The sequence below is a fragment of the Mycobacterium dioxanotrophicus genome, assembly GCF_002157835.1.
Taxonomy (GTDB): domain Bacteria; phylum Actinomycetota; class Actinomycetes; order Mycobacteriales; family Mycobacteriaceae; genus Mycobacterium; species Mycobacterium dioxanotrophicus.
Genome location: NZ_CP020809.1, coordinates 811,277 through 829,976, shown reverse-complemented (window position 1 = coordinate 829,976; position 18,700 = coordinate 811,277). Strand labels below are relative to the sequence as shown.

The following is an 18,700-nucleotide window of genomic DNA, read 5'->3' as shown; positions in this document are numbered from 1 at the left end:
TCAAACCGCGTGTGCCACAGGGCGTTCGGCGCTGCGAGCGCGCAGATAGCGACCAGACTTCACAGTGGCGCCGTAGCCGTCACGGAATTGTCCGTTGCGGTACACCACGGCACCGCCCACCGCCGTCGCGACGACAGCGTCGTCGTTGCGGTTCACCATCCGGCTCAGCCCGCCGTAGAACGGCACGGACTCCTCGTGGTATTCGTCGACCTGATCGCCCAGCCCAGCCGGGTCGATCACCACGAAGTCAGCACGCTCACCTTGCCGCAGAGTGCCCGCGTCCACACCGAACCAGTCGGCCACCTCGGCGGTCAGCCGGTGCACGGCGTGCGTCGTGGTGAGGAACGGCCGGCCCGCCAGCTGGGCATCACGAACCCGCTTGAGCAGTCGCAGCGGATAGTTGTAGAACGCCATGTTGCGCAGGTGCGCACCGGCATCCGAGAAGCCCATGTGCACCGAGGGCTCCTTGGCCAGCTTGTCGAGCTGCTTGGGCCGGGCGTTGGCGACGATGGTGGTCCACCGGACATTGCGTTCGCCATTCTCGACGAGCACGTCGAGGAACGCGTCGAGCGGGTGGATGCCCCGCTCATCGGCGATCTGCCCGAACGACTTGCCGATCAGCGTCTTGTCGGGGCATTCGACGATCCTCGCGTCGTGGAAATCGCGGTGCCACAACGTCGGACCGAGCTTGCGGCGGTCGAACGACCTGCGGAACCGGCGGCGGTACTCCGGGTCTGCCAGCAGCTTGTTGCGGTCCAGCTGATCACGCAGGTGCAGGGCGGCGGTGCCGGCACCGAACTCCTCGAACACGGGTAGATCGATTCCGTCCGAATACAGCACGAACGGCACCGGCAGGTGCTGGAACCGCACCTTGGCGTCGAGGATCCGGTTGAGCAGGCGCGTTCCCGGCCCCAGGACGTGCACTGCGCCGGGCGAAGACTTCGCGTCGGCCGAGACCAGCAGGCTCACCCGCACGCCGCGGCGGCGGCCGAACCAGCTGCTGCTCTCCAGGAAGAAGTTCAGCGCCTCCTGCGCCTTGGCGACGTTGGGCGCGCTCTGCAGCACCCGGCCACGCTTGCGCAGCACCTTGATGAGCCTGCGGCGTTCCCGCCAGGTGGCGAAGGTCGAGGGCAACGCGCGGGACCGGAACCGGTCGCCGTCGAGCTTGTCGATCGCGGCGTCCATCCCCGACATGCCGAGCATGCCCGCGGCGAGTGCGTCGTCGAGCTTGGCCGCCATGGCCTCGAGCTCGGCATCGGTCGGGGTGACGTTTCTGGTGGTGGCGCGGTCCAGACCGAGCACGGAAGCCCGCAGATCGGAATGGCCCAGCATGGAGGCGATGTTGGGGCCCAGCGGCAGGTCATCGAGGGCGTCGATGTACTCGCTCGGATTGGTCCACGTGCGGTGCTGTTCGAGCGCACCCAGGACGAACTTGCGCGGCACCGCCTCGACACGGCTGAACAGGTCGGCGGCGTCCTCGGTGTCCGCGTAGACGGTCGAGAGCGAGCACATGCCCAGCAGCACCGTCGTGACCCCGTGCCGCACCGATTCGCGCAGGCCCGGGTCCAGCAGAACCTCGGCGTCGTAGTGCGTGTGCACATCGATGAAGCCGGGGACGACCCACTTACCGGCCGCGTCGATCACGTCGGGACAACCCGTCTCGTCGAGCGCCTTCACCGAGACCGTCGCGACGATGCCGTCGCGGATACCCAGCGTGCGGACCTGCGGGGGCGCGCCCGTGCCGTCGAACCACAGACCGTTGCGAACGATGACGTCGTAGGACATGACGTCACGCTAGCTTAGAAAGTGAGCGCTCACAATCTTTTTGTGGACTCGTTCTGGCGCACCCGGAAAAAGTCCACGGTCCGCTCCACCCCGGTCGCAAGCTCGACCTGCGGTTCCCACCCGAGCACAGTCTTCGCCCGGTTGATGTCGAGCTTGGACCGGCGCAGGTCGCCCAGTCGCGGCGGATGCATCTCCGGCTCGTCGGGCACCCCGACGGCTTTCGCGATCACCGTGTGCAACTGCCGCGTCGAGGTCTCGATGCCCGTGCCGACGTTGAACCGCAACCCGCCACCGTCGACGCCGGACGCCCTGACGAAGGCGTCGACCACATCGTCGACGTACACGTAGTCGCGCGTGTCGGTGCCGTCACCGAAGATCTTGGTGGGCCTGCCCGCCAACATGGCCTGCGCGAAGATCGCCACCACGCCGGCCTCACCGTGCGGATCCTGCCGCGGGCCGTAGACGTTGGCCGGCGCGATGTGCGAGCAGTCCAAGTTGTACAGATTGCGGAAGGTATTGAGGTACACCTCGCCGGCGACCTTGCTGGCCGCGTACGGCGAGGCCGGGTTGGTCGGAATCTCCTCGCTGGTGGGGTACGTCGGCGGGGTGCCGTAGATGGAACCACCAGACGAGGTGTGCACCACCTTGCGGACGCGCGCCTTGCGGGCGGCCTCGGCGAGCCGGACGGTGCCGACCACGTTGACGGTCGAATCGAGCTGCGGATCGTCAACCGACCGTTTCACCGAGATCTGCGCGGCCAGGTGGAAAACCACCTCCGGCTGGAACTCGGCCAGCAGAGCGCCCAGATCGGCGTCGACGATGTCGGCCTTCACGAATTCGAAGTCGTCGCTCGTCTCCGCACCCTGCAGGTTCTCGACCCGCCCGCTGCTCAGATCGTCGAGACCGATGACGCTGTGGCCGTCGGCCAGCAGCCGGTCCACCAGCGTCGATCCGATAAAGCCCGCAGCGCCCGTCACCAGTGTTCGCACGATGACACCGTACAGTCGGCAAGAGTGAACTGGGTCGCGCGCACCGCAGCCGCACTGATCGTTGCGCAGCTCGTCGTCCGTTGCGTACTGGCCTTCGGGGGCTATTTCTACTGGGACGATCTCATCCTGGTCGGCCGCGCAGGCACCCAGAACCTGCTGTCCGCCGGCTACCTTTTCGACGATCACGACGGCCATGTCATGCCGGGCGCGTTCCTGGTCTCCGGCGTGATCACCCGGGTGGCACCGCTCAATTGGATTCTTCCCGCGATCAGCCTGGTGGTGCTGCAACTGCTGGCCTCGCTGGCGCTGTTGCGGGCGCTGTGGGTCATTCTCGGCTGGCGGCCGGTGCTGCTGGTGCCGCTGACGTTCGCGCTGTTCACCCCGCTGGGCGTGCCGGGGTTCGCCTGGTGGGCCGCCGCACTCAACTCGCTGCCGATGCTGGCCGCGCTGGCCTGGGTGTGTGGTGAAGCGGTGCTGCTGGTGCGCACCAGGAAGCCCCGGCACGCGGTGATCGGGACGCTGGTCTACTTCGGCGGGCTGCTGTTCTTCGAGAAGGCCGCCGTGATCCCGTTTGTCGCCTTCGCCATCGTCGCCCTGCTCGGGTACGCGACGTCGACCTTCGGGCTCCGGGATGCCTGGCGGCGCGGGTTCCGGTTGTGGACGGCATGCCTGGCGCTGACCGTCGCGTGGATCGGCGTCTACCTGCTGGTCGTCAACCAGAAGCGCTGGAGCTTCGACCTGTCGATGACGTGGGACCTGCTGAGCCGGTCGTTCACCCACGGCATCGTGCCGGGCCTGGCCGGCGGACCGTGGGCGTGGCAGCGCTGGGCACCCGCGTCACCGTGGGCGACGCCCCCGGTCACCGTGATGGTGCTCGGCTGGCTGGTACTTGTCGCCGCGGTGGCCGTGGTGCTGCGTCGCAAGACCCGTATCTGGCCCGTGCTGGTGGTGGCCCTGGGCTACGCGGTCGCCTGTCAGATACCCATCTATCTGATGCGCTCGTCGCGGTTCACCGCGCTCGAGCTCGCGCAGACGCTGCGCTACCTGCCGGACCTCGTGGTGGTGCTGGCCCTGTTGGCGGCGGTGGGTTTCCGTGCGCCCAACCGCGAGTCCCCTCGGCTGGACGCCTCCCGGGCGCGAACGGCCGTATGTGTCGGTGTGGCAATTGCTTTCGTGGGCAGCAGCCTGTACTCGACCGTCACGTTCCTACGGGTCTGGCGCGACAGCCCGGTGCCGGCCTACCTGGCCAATGCTCAGGCCGGGCTCGCGATGGCGTCGTCCGCACCGCAGCTGGACCAGGAGGTCGACCCGCTGATCCTGCAACGGGTGGCCTATCCGGAAAACCTGGCCAGCCACATGTTCGCCCTCGTCCGCGCTCGTCCCGAATTCGCCTCGGCAACAACGGAACTCCGCATGTTCGACCGCTCCGGCAAGCTCCTGCCCGCGCTCGTGACCTGGGTGCGCAGCATCGCCGAAGGCCCTGCGCCGCATTGCGGCTTCCTGGTCCAACCCGACGCACCCGTACGCATGCCGCTGGATGGCCCACTGCTGCCTGCGGATTGGACCGCCGAGATCAACTACCTCGCCAACAGCGACGGCTCACTGACGATGTCCCTGCCCGAAGGGCCTGAGGTCAAAGTGCCCGTGCGGCCCGGGCTCAACCGCGTCTTCGTCCGCCTGCCCGGTGCCGGCGACGCAATTCTCGTGCAAGCCAACACCGCTGCGCTGTCGGTCTGTATCTCCCCCGGGCCGGTCGGATTCCTGGCACCGAGGTAACACGCGCGAACTTGTCGGTGGCCGTTGGTAGCATCAGGAACGTGTTCGAAAGTTTGTTCGAAATCGATCCGGAGGCCAGCGAGGCTGAGCTGCGCGCCCAGGTCGAGAAGCTCGAACAGGTCAAATCCGCCGCGGCCGCCGCCCAAGCCCGCGCCACCGCATTGTGGGCCGCCAAACGCCGCGCCGCCGAAGCCGCCGCCGCCATACCGGCCAGCCGCCGCGGCCGCGGTCTGCCCACCGAAGTAGCCCTGGCCCGCCACGACGCCCCCGTCTGCGGCGGCACCCACCTCGGCATGGCCCATGCCCTCGTCCACGAGATGCCCCACACCCTGGCCGCTCTGGAGTGCGGCGCACTCTCGGAATGGCGGGCCACCCTGATCGTGCGCGAATCGGCCTGCCTCAGCGTCGAACACCGACGCCAGCTGGACGCCGAAATATGCGCGGACGTATCCCGCCTGCAGGGTTGGGGCAATTCCCGGATCACCGCCGAGGCCAAGAAGATCGCCGCCAAACTCGACGTCGCCGCGGTCGTGCAGCGCTGCGCCAAAGCCGCCGAAGACCGGTGTGTGACGATAAGGCCGGCTCCGGACACCATGACATACGTGACGGTGTTGCTGCCGGTCCACCAAGGCGTCGCGGTGTATGCCGCCGCCAAACACGCCGCCGACACCACCTTCGACGAACGCACGCGTGGGCAAGTCATGGCCGACACCATCTACGAACGCGTGACCGGCAGGCCGGCTGATCAGCCGGTGCCGATCGAGCTGAACCTGGTCATGGCCGACACCACATTGGCCGGTGACGACGACGCCCCTGCATGGGTCGGCACCTACGGACCCATCCCCGCCGGGTTCGCACGCACCCTCATCACCGACGCCGTCACCGCCGCCGACGTGAAAGCCACCCTGCGGCGCTTGTATCGCCATCCCCGCAGCGGACGGCTAGTCGCGATGGAATCCCAGGCCCGGCTCTTCCCGAAAGGCCTGGCCACCCTGCTCGAACTGCGCGACCAGCTATGCCGGACCCCCTACTGCAACGCACCCATCCGCCACCACGACCACGCCGTACCGCACCACCGAGGCGGCCCCACCAGCGCACTCAACGGACTCGGCACCTGCGAAGCCTGCAACTACGCCAAAGAAGCACCCGGCTGGTCCGTCAGCACCCAAGACATCGACGGCGTCCACACGGCCGAATACACCACCCCCACCGGAGCGGTCTACCAATCGACCGCCCCACCCCTACCCGGACCACCAGTGCGAACCATCAGCATCGTCGAAGGCCAGTTCAGCATCGACCTGGTCACCTTCGACGCTGCCTGACATGTGCCATGAGCCGCGACCCGTCAGACGTTGATGTCGAAGCCCAGATCAATGTCACAAGCTGCCTGACCGCCCCGCACACCCCAGTTCTCAAGCGCACTCTCACGCAGCAGTATCGTGATGTGGTCGGCAGGAATTCCAAAGGCACCCAAGCGATTGACGATCTCGCCGTAGAGATTGCGCTTCGCCTGCACCGAGCGGCCCACGAAGCAGTCGATGGTGACGAGCGTGTACAGATCGGGAGCCGCGAGCTTCGGTGAATACGCGAACCGATGCGGCTCGTGGCATACCAGCCGCACGTGCTTGTCTTCCTCGGGAATCTGGAAGGCAGCGACGAGCGCGGCATGCACCGCATCGATGAGAGCCACCTCTTCGGCTGCGGTGTAGCCCTTGCGGACCTCGATCAGAGCGCTCGGCACGGCGAAATCGTCACACACTCTGGGCCGGGCAGTCATCCGAATATTCGACGCGCACTGGCCGGCGGTAGGAGCAGGCTTGGCGCCATGGACCTCGAATGCTCCCCACGTCCGCCGACCCCGAGGATCAGTCGCATCAACCCCGACCAACTGCACAAGCCACCGGGTTATCACCACATCACGATCGTCGAGTCCGGGCGAACCGCCTTCCTGGCGGGGCAGTGCCCGCTCGATGTCTCCGGCGCACTGGTCGGCGCTGGTGACATCGCCCTTCAAATCGACCAAGTGGTGGCCAACTCGGCGATCGCATTGGCGGCCGTGGGGGCCCAGCCGAGCCACGTCGTTCGCTCCGTGGTCTACGTGGTGAGCGACGACACCGCAGTTCTCGCCGCCGCCTGGCGACGGCTCACCCGCTCGGTCATCGCGCCGGCGTTCACCACCGCGAGCACCCTCCTCGGCGTTTCACGGCTCGGATTCCCGGGGCAGCTCATCGAAATCGACCTGACGGCAGCCCTTTTGGACAAACCGATGGACTCAGGCGGAGACGAGCACGATAGGTAAAGGAACCACACATCGGTCCGGGATGGAGCCACCTAGGAGAATCGAACTCCTGACCTATTCATTACGAGTGAATCGCTCTACCGACTGAGCTAAGGTGGCGTGCCCTACGGGCGGCATGAGTCTACGACAGGCCGGCGCTAGCTCCAAAGTCGATCCCCGACTCGCTGCATCCCGCCGGCCGTCAGCCGCGCAGCGCCTGCCCGACCGTGGCGACCATAGCGTCGACCGCAAATTTCGGCTTGACGTTGACGGCCAGGGCCTCACGGCATTCCAGCACCGCCTCGATGCAGCGCAGCAACCTGTCCGGTGACGCGTGCGCAGCCATCGCCGCCACCTTGTCGGCCATATCCGGGTGGTTGGCCGTCACACCGGTCGCCCCCGACGACACCAGCAGCGCATCGCGGAAGTACGTCGCGAGGTCGATCAACGCTCGATCCAGCGCGTCGCGCGACGCCCGGGTCTGCCGAGATTTCTGGCGTTTCTCCAGCTCTTTGAGCGCACCCGCGGCACCTCGCATGGTGCCCGCGGTGCCCTTGCCGGTACCGCCGGCTCCGAGCGCCGTCTTGAGCTCCTCGGCCTCGGTCTCGTTGCGGCCCGCGGTCAGAGCCAGCGCCTCGGCCTCGGCGACTGCGACCATCTCTTCGGCGGCCGCATAGGCGCGTGCCGGGGTGGCCGCGTCGCGGGCCAGCCCGAGTGCCCGCTTCCGGCGCTCCCTGGCTTCGGGATCGGTCGCGAGCCGCCGGGCCCGCCCGACGTGCCCGCCGCTGACCGAGGCGGCCCAGCGAGCGTCTTCCTCGGGCAGGCCGTCGCCGCTCATCAGCACGTCGGCGATGGCGTCCGCGCCCGGCGTCGTCAATGCCACGTGCCGGCAACGCGACCGCAGGGTGATCGCGATGTCCTCGGGATCAACCGAGGGCGCACAGAGCAGGAACACGGTCGACGGCGGCGGTTCCTCCACCACCTTGAGCAGCGCATTGGCGGCGCCCTCGGTGAGCCGGTCCGCGTCCTCGATGACGACGATCTGCCAGCGTCCGGTCCCGGGCCGCCGCGAGGCGATCTGGACGATGTCGCGCATCTCCCTGACCGCGATGGACAACCCCTCGGGGATGATGCGGCGCACATCGGCGTGCGTACCGGCCATCGTCGTCGTACAGGCGCGACACTGCCCGCATCCGGGGGTCCCGTCCGACGTGCACTGCAACGCGGCAGCAAAACACAGTGCCGCCACCGAGCGGCCCGAGCCCGGAGGCCCTGTGATCAGCCACGCATGTGTCATGGATCCTGTCGCGGTGCCGTTGTGCGCGGAATCACCCCGCGCCGCCGCGGCGGCCGCCACCAGCTCCTGTTCAACCGCGTCCTGGCCCACCAGCCGCGAAAACACACCGCTCATCACGGCCAACAGTAGTGGTCCAGGCCGACACAACCTGCGTACAGCGGCGCTGAACGTCCCCCGGGACCGATACGGTGAACGGGTGAGCACGGGGGCAGACCCGATCGGGCGAATCAGCGCATTCGTCCGATGGGTCGCGCGTACCCCCTGGCCGGTCTTCACGCTGGGCATGCTGCAGTCCGACATCATCGGCGCGCTGTTCGTTCTCGGCTTCCTGCGATTCGGTCTGCCGCCCGAGGATCGCATCCAGCTGCAAGACCTACCGGCCGCCAACTTGGCGGTCTTTCTCGGCTACCTGTTCATCGCGTTCACGGTCGGCGCCTACCTGAGCCTGCGCCTGCTGCTGCCGGTCATCCGCTGGCAACGCCGCGACACCCTGATGACCGACGGCGACCCGGCCATCACCGAGCTGGCCCGCACCCGCGCACTGCGGATGCCGTTCTACCGAACGCTGATCAGCGTTACCAACTGGTGCCTGGGTTCGGTCGTGTTCATCGTGGCGAGCTGGCCGGTGGCCAGCCGGTCGGCACCCGTGGTCGCGGTGGCCACCGCACTGGGTGCCACCGCCACCGCCATCATCGGCTACCTGCAGTCCGAGCGCGTGCTGCGCCCCGTGGCGGTCGCCGCGCTGCGCGGCGGCGTGCCGGAGAACTTCCACGCACCCGGCGTCATCCTGCGTCAGGTGCTGACGTGGGTGCTGTCCACCGGCGTGCCGCTGCTGTCGATCGTGCTGGCCCTGGTCGCCAGCAAGTTCTCGATCTTGACGGCGACGGCGGATCAGCTGACCACCCCATTGCTGCTGCTCGCTGTCGCTGCGCTGGTGATCGGCTTGGCCGGCACCGTGCTGGTGGCCATGTCGATCGCCGACCCGCTGCGCCAGCTGCGCTGGGCGCTCGGCGAGGTGCAGCGCGGCAACTACAACGCCCACATGCAGATCTACGACGCCAGTGAGCTGGGCCTGCTGCAGGCCGGGTTCAACGACATGGTGCGCGACCTGGCCGAACGGCAGCGCCTACGCGATCTGTTCGGTCGCTACGTCGGCGAGGACGTCGCCCGCAGGGCGCTCGAACGCGGCACCGAGCTCGGCGGCCAGGAACGCGACGTGGCGGTGCTGTTCGTCGACCTGGTGGGCTCCACCCATCTGGCATCGACCATTCCGGCCGCCGAAGTCGTGAACCTGCTCAACGAGTTCTTCCGGGTGATCGTCGACACCGTCAACCGCCACGGCGGTTTCGTCAACAAGTTCCAGGGTGACGCCGCGCTGGCCATCTTCGGTGCCCCCATCGAACATCCCGATGCCTCGGGCGCTGCGCTGGCGGCCTCTCGCGAGCTACACGACGAACTGCTCACGGTCCTCGGCAGCGACACCGAATTCGGTATCGGCGTCTCTGCCGGTCGCGCGATCGCCGGGCACATCGGCGCGCAGGCCCGGTTCGAGTACACCGTGATCGGCGACCCGGTCAACGAAGCAGCCCGCCTGACCGGGCTGGCCAAGATGGAAGAGGGCCACGTGCTGGCCTCGGCCATCGCCGTCAGCGGTGCACTCGACGCCGAAGCGCTGTGCTGGGACGTGTGCGAGATCGTCGAACTACGCGGCCGCACCGCACCCACTCAGCTGGCCCGCCCGGTGAACCTGGTCACGCCTGCCGAACTCGACGCCGAACGCCAACTCGTATCGGAGAATTCGCCCGAATCTGGGGCGTGAGCCCGCGGGTTTGCTCAGGCCTTCTTGGCCGCAGCCTTTTTCGCAGGTGCCTTCTTGGCCGCGGCCTTCTTGGCGGGTGCCTTCTTGACCGGGCCGCGGGCCCGGCGGTCGGCCAGCAGTTCCGAAGCCCGCTCGTCGGTGATGGATGCGACCTCGTCGCCCTTGCGCAGGCTCGCGTTGGTCTCGCCGTCGGTGACGTACGGACCGAACCGGCCGTCCTTGATCACCATTGGCTTGCCAGATGCCGGGTCATTACCCAGTTCTCGCAGCGGTGGAGCCGACGCGGCCTGGCGGCCACGGCGTTTGGGCTCGGCATAGATCTTGAGTGCCTCATCGAGGGTGATGGTGAACATCTGCTCCTCGTTGGCCAACGAGCGAGAGTCGGTGCCGCGCTTGAGGTACGGCCCGTAGCGGCCGTTCTGCGCGGTGATCTCCTCATTGTTCGACGGGTCGACGCCCACCACACGTGGCAGCGACAGCAGCTTCAGCGCGTCGTCGAGCGTCACCGTCTCCAGGTCCATCGAGCGCAGCAGCGACCCGGTGCGCGGCTTGGGGCCGGTCGGCTTCTTGCCCTTCTTCGCCGTCGCGCCTGCGGCGCCGTCGTCGGGTTCCTCCGGCTCGGGCAGGATCTCGGTGACGTACGGGCCGAACCGGCCGTCCTTGGCCACGATCTCGTGCCCGGTAGCCGGGTCGACACCCAGCACGCGGCCCTCTTGCGGTGTGGCGAACAGCTTTTCGGCGAGCTCCAGGGTCAGCTCGTCGGGCGTCAGCTCGTCCTTGAGGTTGGCGCGCTGCGGCTTGAGCTCACCCGGATTGTCGGGATCCTCGACCATGCGCTCCAGGTACGCCCCGTTGCGGCCCACCCGGACATTGATGGCACGCCCCTCGGAATCGTCAAAGAGCTTGATGGAGTTGACTTCCCGAGCGTCGATGCCCTCGAGGTTGACACCGACGAGCTTCTTGAGCCCACCCGCGCGGGCCACCGAGCCCTCGACACCGTGATCGCCGCCGAAGTAGAAGTTGTTGAGCCAGTTGGTGCGTCGCTCCTGGCCGTTGGCGATCTCGTCGAGCTCGTCCTCCATGGCCGCGGTGAAGTCGTAATCCACCAGCCGGCCGAAGTGCTGCTCGAGCAGGCCGACGACGGCGAACGCCACCCACGACGGCACCAGGGCGCTGCCCTTCTTCTGCACGTAGCCGCGGTCCTGGATGGTCTTGATGATCGAGCTGTACGTCGACGGGCGGCCGATGCCCAGCTCTTCGAGCACCTTGATCAACGAGGCTTCGGTGAAGCGCGCCGGTGGCGACGTGGTGTGACCGTCGGCCGTCAGATCGGCGGCGTCGACGCGCTGGCCCTGCGTCAGGTTGGGCAACCGGCTCTCGGCGTCGTCGGACTCGCCGCCGGCAAGCTCGTCGATGCTCTCCACATAAGCCTTGAGGAAGCCCGGGAAGGTGATGGTGCGGCCGCTGGCGTTGAACACCACCTGCTCGCCGGTGCTGGCCGCTCCGGAGATGCGCAGCGACAGCGTCGTACCGCGGGCGTCGGCCATCTGCGAGGCGACGGTGCGCTGCCAGATCAGCTCGTAGAGCCGGAACTCGTCGGTGTCGAGCTGCGCATGCAGCTGACCGGGGGTCTGGAACACGTCACCGGCCGGACGGATGGCCTCGTGGGCCTCCTGGGCGTTCTTCACCTTGCGGGTGTACTGCCGGGGCGTCGGGTGCACGTATTCGTCGCCGTAAAGCTGGCGGGCCTGGTTCCGTGCGGCGTTGATGGCCGACTCCGACAACGTCGTCGAGTCGGTACGCATGTAGGTGATGTAGCCGTTCTCGTACAGCCGCTGCGCGATGCTCATGGTGCGCTCGGAGGAGAACCGCAGCTTGCGCCCCGCCTCCTGCTGCAGCGTCGAGGTCATGAACGGCGCGTACGGGCGGCGGGTGTACGGCTTCTGCTCGACCGAGCTGACGGCCAGCTGGGCCCCGCGCAGGCCGGCCGCAAGACCGGACGCAGCGGCCTCGTCGAGCACCAGCACCTCGTCGGGCTTCTTGACCTGGCCCAGCGAGTCGAAGTCGCGGCCGGTCGCCACCCGGCGGCCGTCGACGGTGTTGAGCTTGGCAGTGAACTTGGGGGGCGACGCCTCCGGATCGGACACGCTGGCGTCCAGCTCGGCGGTGACGTCCCAGTACCCCGCGCTGCGGAACGCCATGCGCTCACGCTCGCGGTTGACGATGATGCGGGTCGCCACGGACTGCACGCGGCCTGCCGAGAGCTTCGGAGCGACCTTCTTCCACAGCACCGGGCTGACCTCGTAGCCGTACAGCCGGTCGAGGATACGGCGGGTCTCCTGGGCGTCGACGAGGGAGATGTCCAGGTCACGCGGGTTTTCGGCGGCAGCGCGGATGGCGGGCTCGGTGATCTCGTGGAACACCATCCGCCGGACCGGGACGCGCGGCTTCAGCGTCTCCAGCAGGTGCCAGGCGATCGCCTCTCCCTCGCGGTCACCGTCCGTCGCCAGATAGAGCTCGTCGACGTCCTTGAGCAGGCCTTTGAGCTCGGCGACCGTGGTCTTCTTGTCGGGGCTGACGATGTAGAGCGGCTCGAAGTTGTCGTCGACATTGACCCCGAGACGGGCCCACGGCTCGGATTTGTACTTCGCCGGTACGTCCGCGGCGTTGCGCGGCAGGTCCCGAATATGGCCGCGCGAGGACTCCACAACGTAGTTGGAGCCCAGGTAGCTGGCTATTTTGCGCGCTTTGGTCGGCGACTCGACAATGACGAGTCGCCGGACATTACCGGTCCTACCGCTACTGGCCCTTTTCGGGTCGTCGCCAGCCAACTGTGCCTACGCTCCACTTCTGTCAACGCCCCGACGTGCAGGGCAACTGACAATTTCGCATTCTGCGCGAGCCTACGCAAACTGGCTCCCCCATGGGCAACCATTAAATACGTGGCCAGTGCGCTAACGCAGCAGGCTCCCGCGGTGGTTCCCCCACGTTTTCTACCAGGCGCGATAGTCGGCGCCTGCCGCTGACCCGCAACGCCGGGTGCGAGCCGCGGGTCCCGATGAGCGTCGGGGCGATGCCGACCCGCATCATCGCCGCAGCCAGGACAGCGTGCGTATCGGGTGCGTGCGGGTCCAGGCCCAGCAGGTAGCGGTCGTCGGCCTCGGGCGTCCCGGCCGCGAGCGTCCAGGCCCGCAGCTCCCGCGCACCGGGCAGCCAGACCGCCGGAACGGTCTTGACGGCGCCCCTGGTCCAGTCCCGGGCGATCGGCAGCAGCTGAGGATCCACCGCGGTGCGCACCAGCGGCGTGTTCTCGTCAGTGCGCGCGATCTCCGGCGCCAGCCCAGCCTGGCGCATCATCTCGGCCAGCGCGGTGGCCCGCCAGAGTTCGTCGACCACCACGGAGATGCGGGCCGCCTGCTGCCCGTCGACGTTCACCAGCACGATCTGTCCCGGGCCGGCGAGCAACCCCGTGAGATCGGTGACCGTAGGGGGCACCGACTCCGCCGAGAAAAAGGACAGCTGGCTCACAAATCGACAGTAGGCCAGCCGACGTCAGAAAGCAGAACACCCCCGCGGGTGTCCGGTGTGGGACTGTCGCGGGGGTGTCCTTTCAGGTTTGGGTTGGCTCAGACTGCCCGAACACCCGTGGCCTGCGGCCCCTTGGGGCTCTGGCCGACCTCGAACTCAACCTTCTGGTTTTCCTCCAGGGTGCGGAAGCCGCTGCCCTGGATTTCCGTGTAGTGGACAAACACGTCGGCGGAGCCGTCCTCGGGGGCGATGAAGCCGAAGCCCTTCTCCGCGTTGAACCACTTCACAGTTCCCTGTGGCATCTCTCGTTCTTTCCTTCTCTTCTTACCGGGTGCGGTCCACCGACTTCCGGCGTACCGGGCCCGTTCCGACCGCCATACCTTCGTGGAGTCGTCGGAACTGACCCGACCTACAACCCTCGCAGGAACCGCGATCGCAACGACGATCCTGCGAGTGCGAGTGACAAACACAGAAGCTGCGACCGTCGTTAGTCAATCACGTTCTCCGCTGGTGCGACAGTCTCGACGTGCACTGTGTGGTGAACAATTCGTTTACAGAGCCGGGTGGGTAGCCCCGGGGGACGTTTCAGGAGGTCACGGAGTGTCGGATCGCGGGTCGGATTTCGGCCGCGGACGTGAGGAGCAATCGGGCAGAGGACGTGAGGAGCAATCGGGCAGAGGACGTGAGGAGCAATCGGGTAACGGGTTCGGCCGGGAGCTGCTGGCCTGCGCGGTCGACGGCACGCCCGCCGACGAGCATCCGCTGCGGCACGTCGCCGACTTGCCCCCGCGTCAGGGACACCCGGCCGAATGGCCGGCGTGGGCTCATCCAGATGTGGTGCGGGCGTTCCATGATCAGGGCATCACCGCACCCTGGGCACATCAGCTGGCTGCCGCTCAACTCGCTCACGAGGGCAGGCACGTGGTCATCTCGACCGGCACCGCGTCGGGCAAGTCGCTGGCCTACCAGCTGCCGATCCTGTCGGCCTTGGCCACCGATCCACGCGCCCGGGTGCTGTACTTGTCCCCCACCAAGGCCCTCGGACACGATCAGCTGCGCACAGCTCATGTGCTGACCGAAAGCATCACCGCGCTACGGGATGTCGCGCCGGTGTCCTATGACGGCGACAGCCCCACCGAGGTACGCCGCTTCGCGCGCGAGCGGTCGCGGTGGATCTTCTCCAATCCCGACATGATCCATCTGTCGCTGCTGCGCAACCATGCCCGCTGGGCGGTGTTCCTGCGCAATCTGAAGTTCGTCGTCGTCGACGAATGCCATTATTACCGCGGTATTTTCGGATCGAACGTGGCGATGGTGCTGCGGCGGCTGCTGCGGTTGTGCGAGCGCTACGCGCCGGGTGGTGTCAGTCCGACGGTTATTTTCGCCAGCGCCACCACCTCTGCCCCCGCCGACACCGCCGCCGAGTTGATCGGTCAAACGGTCACCGCTGTCACCGACGACGCGTCGCCCCAGGGCGCCCGCACCATCGCACTCTGGGAGCCGGCACTGCTACCGGAACTGACGGGTGAGAACGGCGCTCCGGTACGACGCTCGGCAGGTGCCGAGGCCGCCCGGGTGATGGCCGATCTGGTCGAGGAGGGCGCCCGCACCCTGACATTCGTGCGGTCGCGCCGCGGCGCCGAGCTCACCGCCCTTGGCGCCAGGACCCGATTGGCCGACACCGCACCGGAGCTGGCCGAGCGGGTGGCGTCCTACCGCGCCGGATACCTCGCCGAGGACCGCCGCGAACTCGAGCGGGCACTGGCCGACGGACAGCTGCGCGGCCTGGCCACCACCAACGCGCTCGAACTCGGCATCGACATCGCCGGCCTGGACGCGGTGGTACTGGCCGGCTTCCCCGGCACGGTCACGTCCTTCTGGCAGCAGGCCGGACGCTCCGGACGACGCGGGCAGGGCGCATTGATCGTGTTGATCGCGCGCGACGATCCGCTCGACACCTACCTCGTGCACCATCCCGCCGCGCTGTTGGACAAGCCAATCGAGCGGGTCGTCATCGATCCCACCAACCCGTACGTACTGGGACCCCAACTGCTCTGCGCCGCAGTCGAACTCCCGCTGACCGACGCCGAGGTACGCCGGTGGGACGCCGAAGCGGTGGCCGCGACGCTCGTCGACGACGGTCTGCTGCGGCGACGGGCAGGCGGCTACTTCCCCACTCCCGGCGCCGATCCGCATCCCGCAGTGGACATTCGCGGCTCCATCGGCGGGCAGATCGCCATCCTCGAGTCCGACACGGGCCGGATGCTGGGCAATACCAGTGCGGGCCAGGCGGCCACATCGATACATCCGGGCGCGGTCTATCTGCACCAGGGCGAGAGTTATCTGGTCGACTCACTGGAATTCGAGGACGGCATCGCGTTCGTGCACGCCGCTGATCCCGATTACCGCACCTACGCCCGCGAGATCACCGACATCAACGTCACCGGAGAGGGCGAACGGGTCACCTACGGACCCGTCACCGTGGGCCTGGTGCCGGTTTCGGTGAGCAACAGCGTGGTCGGCTATCTCCGCCGGGGCCTCGACGGCGAGGTCATCGATTTCGTCGAACTCGACATGCCGACCAGCACCCTGGAAACCATGGCCGTGATGTGCACCATCACTCCGGAGGCATTGCAGGACAACGGGATTGACATGCTGGCGACTCCGGGTGCTTTGCATGCCGCCGAGCACGCCTCGATCGGCCTGCTGCCACTGGTCGCCAGTTGCGACCGCGGCGACATCGGCGGAGTGTCAACGGCGGTGGGCCCTTCCGGCGTCGGCGGACTGCCCGCCATCTTCGTCTACGACGGCTATCCGGGCGGGGCGGGATTCGCCGACCGCGGATTCCGCCAGCTGAGCACATGGTGGGGCGCGACGGCCGCGGCGATCGAGGCATGCGAGTGCCCGCACGGCTGCCCCTCGTGCGTCCAATCGCCGAAGTGCGGCAACGGTAACGATCCACTCGACAAAGCGGGCGCGGTGCGGGTACTCCGTCTGGTGCTCGGCGCGCTGAATGATGCCTGAGCGTGACCCCCGACCGCGACGACGACCGACCCCTCGACGGTCGACTGCACGGATCGACATCTCTTTGCCACGTTCGGGCACGCCGAACACACAGACGTTGCAATGAACGGTCGGACAACGCGATCCGTTCTCAATCCCGGAGGCCGGGTGCAGTGGCAAAGTACTTGAATCCACTCATGTTTGCAACTCACTTGCCCGCCGGAAGAGCGCCCATAGCGGTATCCGGGCGCCGACCGCTACGGATTTCGTTGCCGCTGGGGCGATAACCGGCCCCGAAACCACCGGTAAAATGCCCGCCATGACCCACGACTGGCTGCTCGTGGAGACACTGGGTGGCGAGCCCGCCGTGGTCGCCCGAGGTTCTCAGACGAAGAACCTCGTTCCGATCAGTGTTTTTCTGCGCCGCAACCCCAATTTGATGGCCATCCAGAGTGCCATCGGGGCGACCGTGCGGGCTGGTCAGGGCCTTAGCAGCATCACGCCGAAGAACGACCGCGTGATCCGCACCGAAGTGGTGCAGATGTCCGACGGACGGATTCACGGCGTGCACGTCTGGATCGGTCCACCCGACGTCGAGCCACCTCAACGCCCCATTCCGGGCCCGCTGAAATGGGACCTGACCAATGGCGTCGCGACCGATACTGCGGAATCCATACGTAACAGCGGCATGGATCCCGAAACCGAGGCCACGCACGGGCGGGCGTTCGCCGACGACCTGCCGACCCGCGATCTCAACGCCGGGGAAACCAAAGTGTTGTCGATGGCAATAAAACCGGAACCGGGCAACACCCTTTGCACCACGTGGGATGTCACCGATTTCCGGGGCGAGCCGATCACCGTCGGATTCGTGGCCCGCGTCGCGTACGAGCCGGATGACGACGGCACCGAGAACCTGATCTGCCGGGCGATGAACTGGCGCAGCGAGCGCGACGGGACCGTGGTCGCCGCGGACTATCTGGCGCAACGCATCCTCGACGGCCTCGCGCGGCCCGGTGTGCATCGTGCGCTGATCGACCTCAAGAACTGGAAGTTGTTGAAATGGCTCGATGAACCGGCGCCTTTCTTCGACTGGCGCAGCAGCGACGGTGGACCCGCACGCGTACATCCCACCGACACGCGCCACATGGCCAGGATGACAACGGAATTCGCCAGCGGCATGACGGCTGCGGTACTTCGGATGCGCGCGACCGACGGCAGCTGGCATCCGATCCACCTGACGATCAACCGGATCGAACTCGAGCCAGGCACCTTCGCCGGCCTGGTGGCTCTGCGGGCGCCGACCGAAGCCGAGATCGCCGCCGCCGACCTGGACGACATCGAATAACTAAGCAGCCGAGGCTGTTTCACTCGGTCCCGCTCGCGCTGCGGCTGTCGCCGGACCGACGCCCCACCGACCGAGCCGTACCTCGGCGTGCACCGTGAGCACCACGTCGAGGCCGTCCACCCGGCACTGCGCCACCGTCGCGCGCATCGCCGACGCGACCGCGGCCGCCCGGGCGCACGCCGCATCGGGTCCCGCGATCAGCGCGCCCGCCGCCGCGAGCGCACCCAGATCCGCTGCCGCCTGGGCCCGATGCCGCGCGATCACCGCCGCACCGAGACTCGCACCCGCCGCCGCGAACGTGACGAGCACACCGATCATCGCGGCAGCCAGCACGCTGGCCGACCCGGTGTCACCGCACACCTGGCTCGATCGCTGCGGCGGCCTCGGCGGCGATGGTGAGCCCCGGCATCTCAGCGGCCACGCTGACCCGCGCCACCACCAGGGAGCCGTCGCGTCGCAACTGCACCACGGCTTCTCGGGGAGCGATGCGCTGAGCCACCTCGGTGGCCGAGCGATCGTCGCCGCGGGCTGCCAGCCGAGCCGCTTCCCGTGCTGCGTCGACACAGCGCACCTGCATCGACACCGCACTGAGGCCGGCCAGGCACAACGCAAGAACCACCACCAGGGCCGCGATCGCGAAAGCCGCCTCGACAGTGACCGCACCACGGTCGCCTAGACCTTGGTACTCAACGCGCGGCTGATGATATTGGTCAACGCCGTGACGATCGAGTCGCCGGTGACCACCGTGTAGAGAATGGCTCCGAAGGCTGCCGCGGCGATCGTGCCGATGGCATATTCGACCGTCGACATGCCATCGTCGTCGACCGCCAGCACCGCCAACCGCGTCTGGATCTGCGCAATCATCTTTCCCGCCATGATG

The 18,700-nt window shown here is 67.5% G+C and carries 16 protein-coding genes and 1 tRNA gene; 6 read left to right on the top strand and 11 right to left on the bottom strand.

Translation table 11 applies throughout. The annotated features are described in order from the left end of the window. Positions 1–1,785 carry an N-acyl-D-amino-acid deacylase family protein gene (locus BTO20_RS03880; protein WP_087073538.1) on the bottom strand — a complete coding sequence of 595 codons (1,785 nt, stop codon included), beginning with the start codon at positions 1,783–1,785 and terminating at the stop codon, positions 1–3. Positions 1,786–1,814: 29 nt separating this feature from the next. Continuing rightward, positions 1,815–2,774 (bottom strand): NAD-dependent epimerase/dehydratase family protein, encoded by a 960-nt coding sequence (locus tag BTO20_RS03875; RefSeq protein ID WP_087073536.1) that lies wholly within the window; start codon positions 2,772–2,774, stop codon positions 1,815–1,817. A gap of 24 nt (positions 2,775–2,798) precedes the next feature. On the opposite strand from BTO20_RS03875, the gene BTO20_RS03870 reads away from it, so the two are divergent. Next, positions 2,799–4,550, top strand: coding sequence for a hypothetical protein (locus BTO20_RS03870; RefSeq protein ID WP_087073534.1), 1,752 nt, complete (start codon positions 2,799–2,801; stop codon positions 4,548–4,550). Positions 4,551–4,591: 41 nt separating this feature from the next. After that, complete coding sequence (locus BTO20_RS03865; protein WP_087073532.1) at positions 4,592–5,872, top strand: HNH endonuclease; 1,281 nt, start codon at positions 4,592–4,594, stop codon at positions 5,870–5,872. A 23-nt stretch (positions 5,873–5,895) separates the two neighbouring features. Here BTO20_RS03865 and BTO20_RS03860 read toward each other — a convergent pair whose 3' ends face one another. Then, positions 5,896–6,291: a tautomerase family protein gene (locus tag BTO20_RS03860; RefSeq protein WP_087081569.1), complete on the bottom strand. Its 396-nt coding sequence runs from the start codon at positions 6,289–6,291 to the stop codon at positions 5,896–5,898. 84 nt (positions 6,292–6,375) lie between these two features. Between BTO20_RS03860 and BTO20_RS03855 the strand changes: the two genes are divergently transcribed. Next, the gene (locus BTO20_RS03855) at positions 6,376–6,849 is read left to right on the top strand and encodes a RidA family protein (RefSeq protein ID WP_087073530.1); all 474 of its coding nucleotides are present in this window, start codon (positions 6,376–6,378) and stop codon (positions 6,847–6,849) included. Positions 6,850–6,872: 23 nt separating this feature from the next. Here the strand turns inward: BTO20_RS03855 and BTO20_RS03850 are convergent. Beyond that, positions 6,873–6,948: transfer RNA gene (locus tag BTO20_RS03850), tRNA-Thr, on the bottom strand. Between the two features lie 82 nt (positions 6,949–7,030). After that, positions 7,031–8,239 (bottom strand): DNA polymerase III subunit delta', encoded by a 1,209-nt coding sequence (locus BTO20_RS03845; protein WP_087073528.1) that lies wholly within the window; start codon positions 8,237–8,239, stop codon positions 7,031–7,033. An 82-nt stretch (positions 8,240–8,321) separates the two neighbouring features. Between BTO20_RS03845 and BTO20_RS03840 the strand changes: the two genes are divergently transcribed. After that, the gene (locus BTO20_RS03840; protein WP_087073526.1) at positions 8,322–9,944 is read left to right on the top strand and encodes an adenylate/guanylate cyclase domain-containing protein; all 1,623 of its coding nucleotides are present in this window, start codon (positions 8,322–8,324) and stop codon (positions 9,942–9,944) included. A 14-nt stretch (positions 9,945–9,958) separates the two neighbouring features. On the opposite strand, the gene topA is transcribed toward BTO20_RS03840, so the two are convergent. The 3 genes from topA to BTO20_RS03825 form a co-directional block, all read right to left on the bottom strand. Next, a complete protein-coding gene (gene topA / locus BTO20_RS03835) occupies positions 9,959–12,775 on the bottom strand; it encodes a type I DNA topoisomerase (protein WP_087073524.1) in 2,817 nt (938 codons plus the stop codon). 103 nt (positions 12,776–12,878) lie between these two features. After that, positions 12,879–13,472, bottom strand: coding sequence for a hypothetical protein (locus BTO20_RS03830; protein ID WP_087073522.1), 594 nt, complete (start codon positions 13,470–13,472; stop codon positions 12,879–12,881). Positions 13,473–13,570: 98 nt separating this feature from the next. Continuing rightward, positions 13,571–13,774 (bottom strand): cold-shock protein, encoded by a 204-nt coding sequence (locus tag BTO20_RS03825; protein ID WP_006243848.1) that lies wholly within the window; start codon positions 13,772–13,774, stop codon positions 13,571–13,573. Positions 13,775–14,189: 415 nt separating this feature from the next. On the opposite strand from BTO20_RS03825, the gene BTO20_RS03820 reads away from it, so the two are divergent. Both BTO20_RS03820 and BTO20_RS03815 read left to right on the top strand, forming a co-directional pair. Further along, a complete protein-coding gene (locus BTO20_RS03820) occupies positions 14,190–16,496 on the top strand; it encodes a DEAD/DEAH box helicase (RefSeq protein ID WP_087081567.1) in 2,307 nt (768 codons plus the stop codon). A gap of 298 nt (positions 16,497–16,794) precedes the next feature. Beyond that, positions 16,795–17,820: a PAS domain-containing protein gene (locus tag BTO20_RS03815; RefSeq protein ID WP_087081565.1), complete on the top strand. Its 1,026-nt coding sequence runs from the start codon at positions 16,795–16,797 to the stop codon at positions 17,818–17,820. Here BTO20_RS03815 and BTO20_RS03810 read toward each other — a convergent pair whose 3' ends face one another. Genes BTO20_RS03810 through BTO20_RS03800 form a run of 3 tightly spaced genes read right to left on the bottom strand, consistent with a single transcriptional unit; the run spans position 17,821 to position 18,696 of the window. Next, positions 17,821–18,180, bottom strand: a complete 360-nt coding sequence (locus tag BTO20_RS03810) for an Rv3654c family TadE-like protein (RefSeq protein WP_269770326.1) — start codon at positions 18,178–18,180, stop codon at positions 17,821–17,823. After that, positions 18,170–18,442 carry a TadE family type IV pilus minor pilin gene (locus tag BTO20_RS03805; protein ID WP_087073520.1) on the bottom strand — a complete coding sequence of 91 codons (273 nt, stop codon included), beginning with the start codon at positions 18,440–18,442 and terminating at the stop codon, positions 18,170–18,172. The genes BTO20_RS03810 and BTO20_RS03805 overlap by 11 nt, the downstream gene beginning before the upstream one ends. A gap of 50 nt (positions 18,443–18,492) precedes the next feature. Next, on the bottom strand, positions 18,493–18,696 hold the full coding sequence (locus BTO20_RS03800; protein WP_087073518.1) for a DUF4244 domain-containing protein: 204 nt from the start codon (positions 18,694–18,696) through the stop codon (positions 18,493–18,495). Between the last annotated feature and the right edge of the window lie 4 nt (positions 18,697–18,700).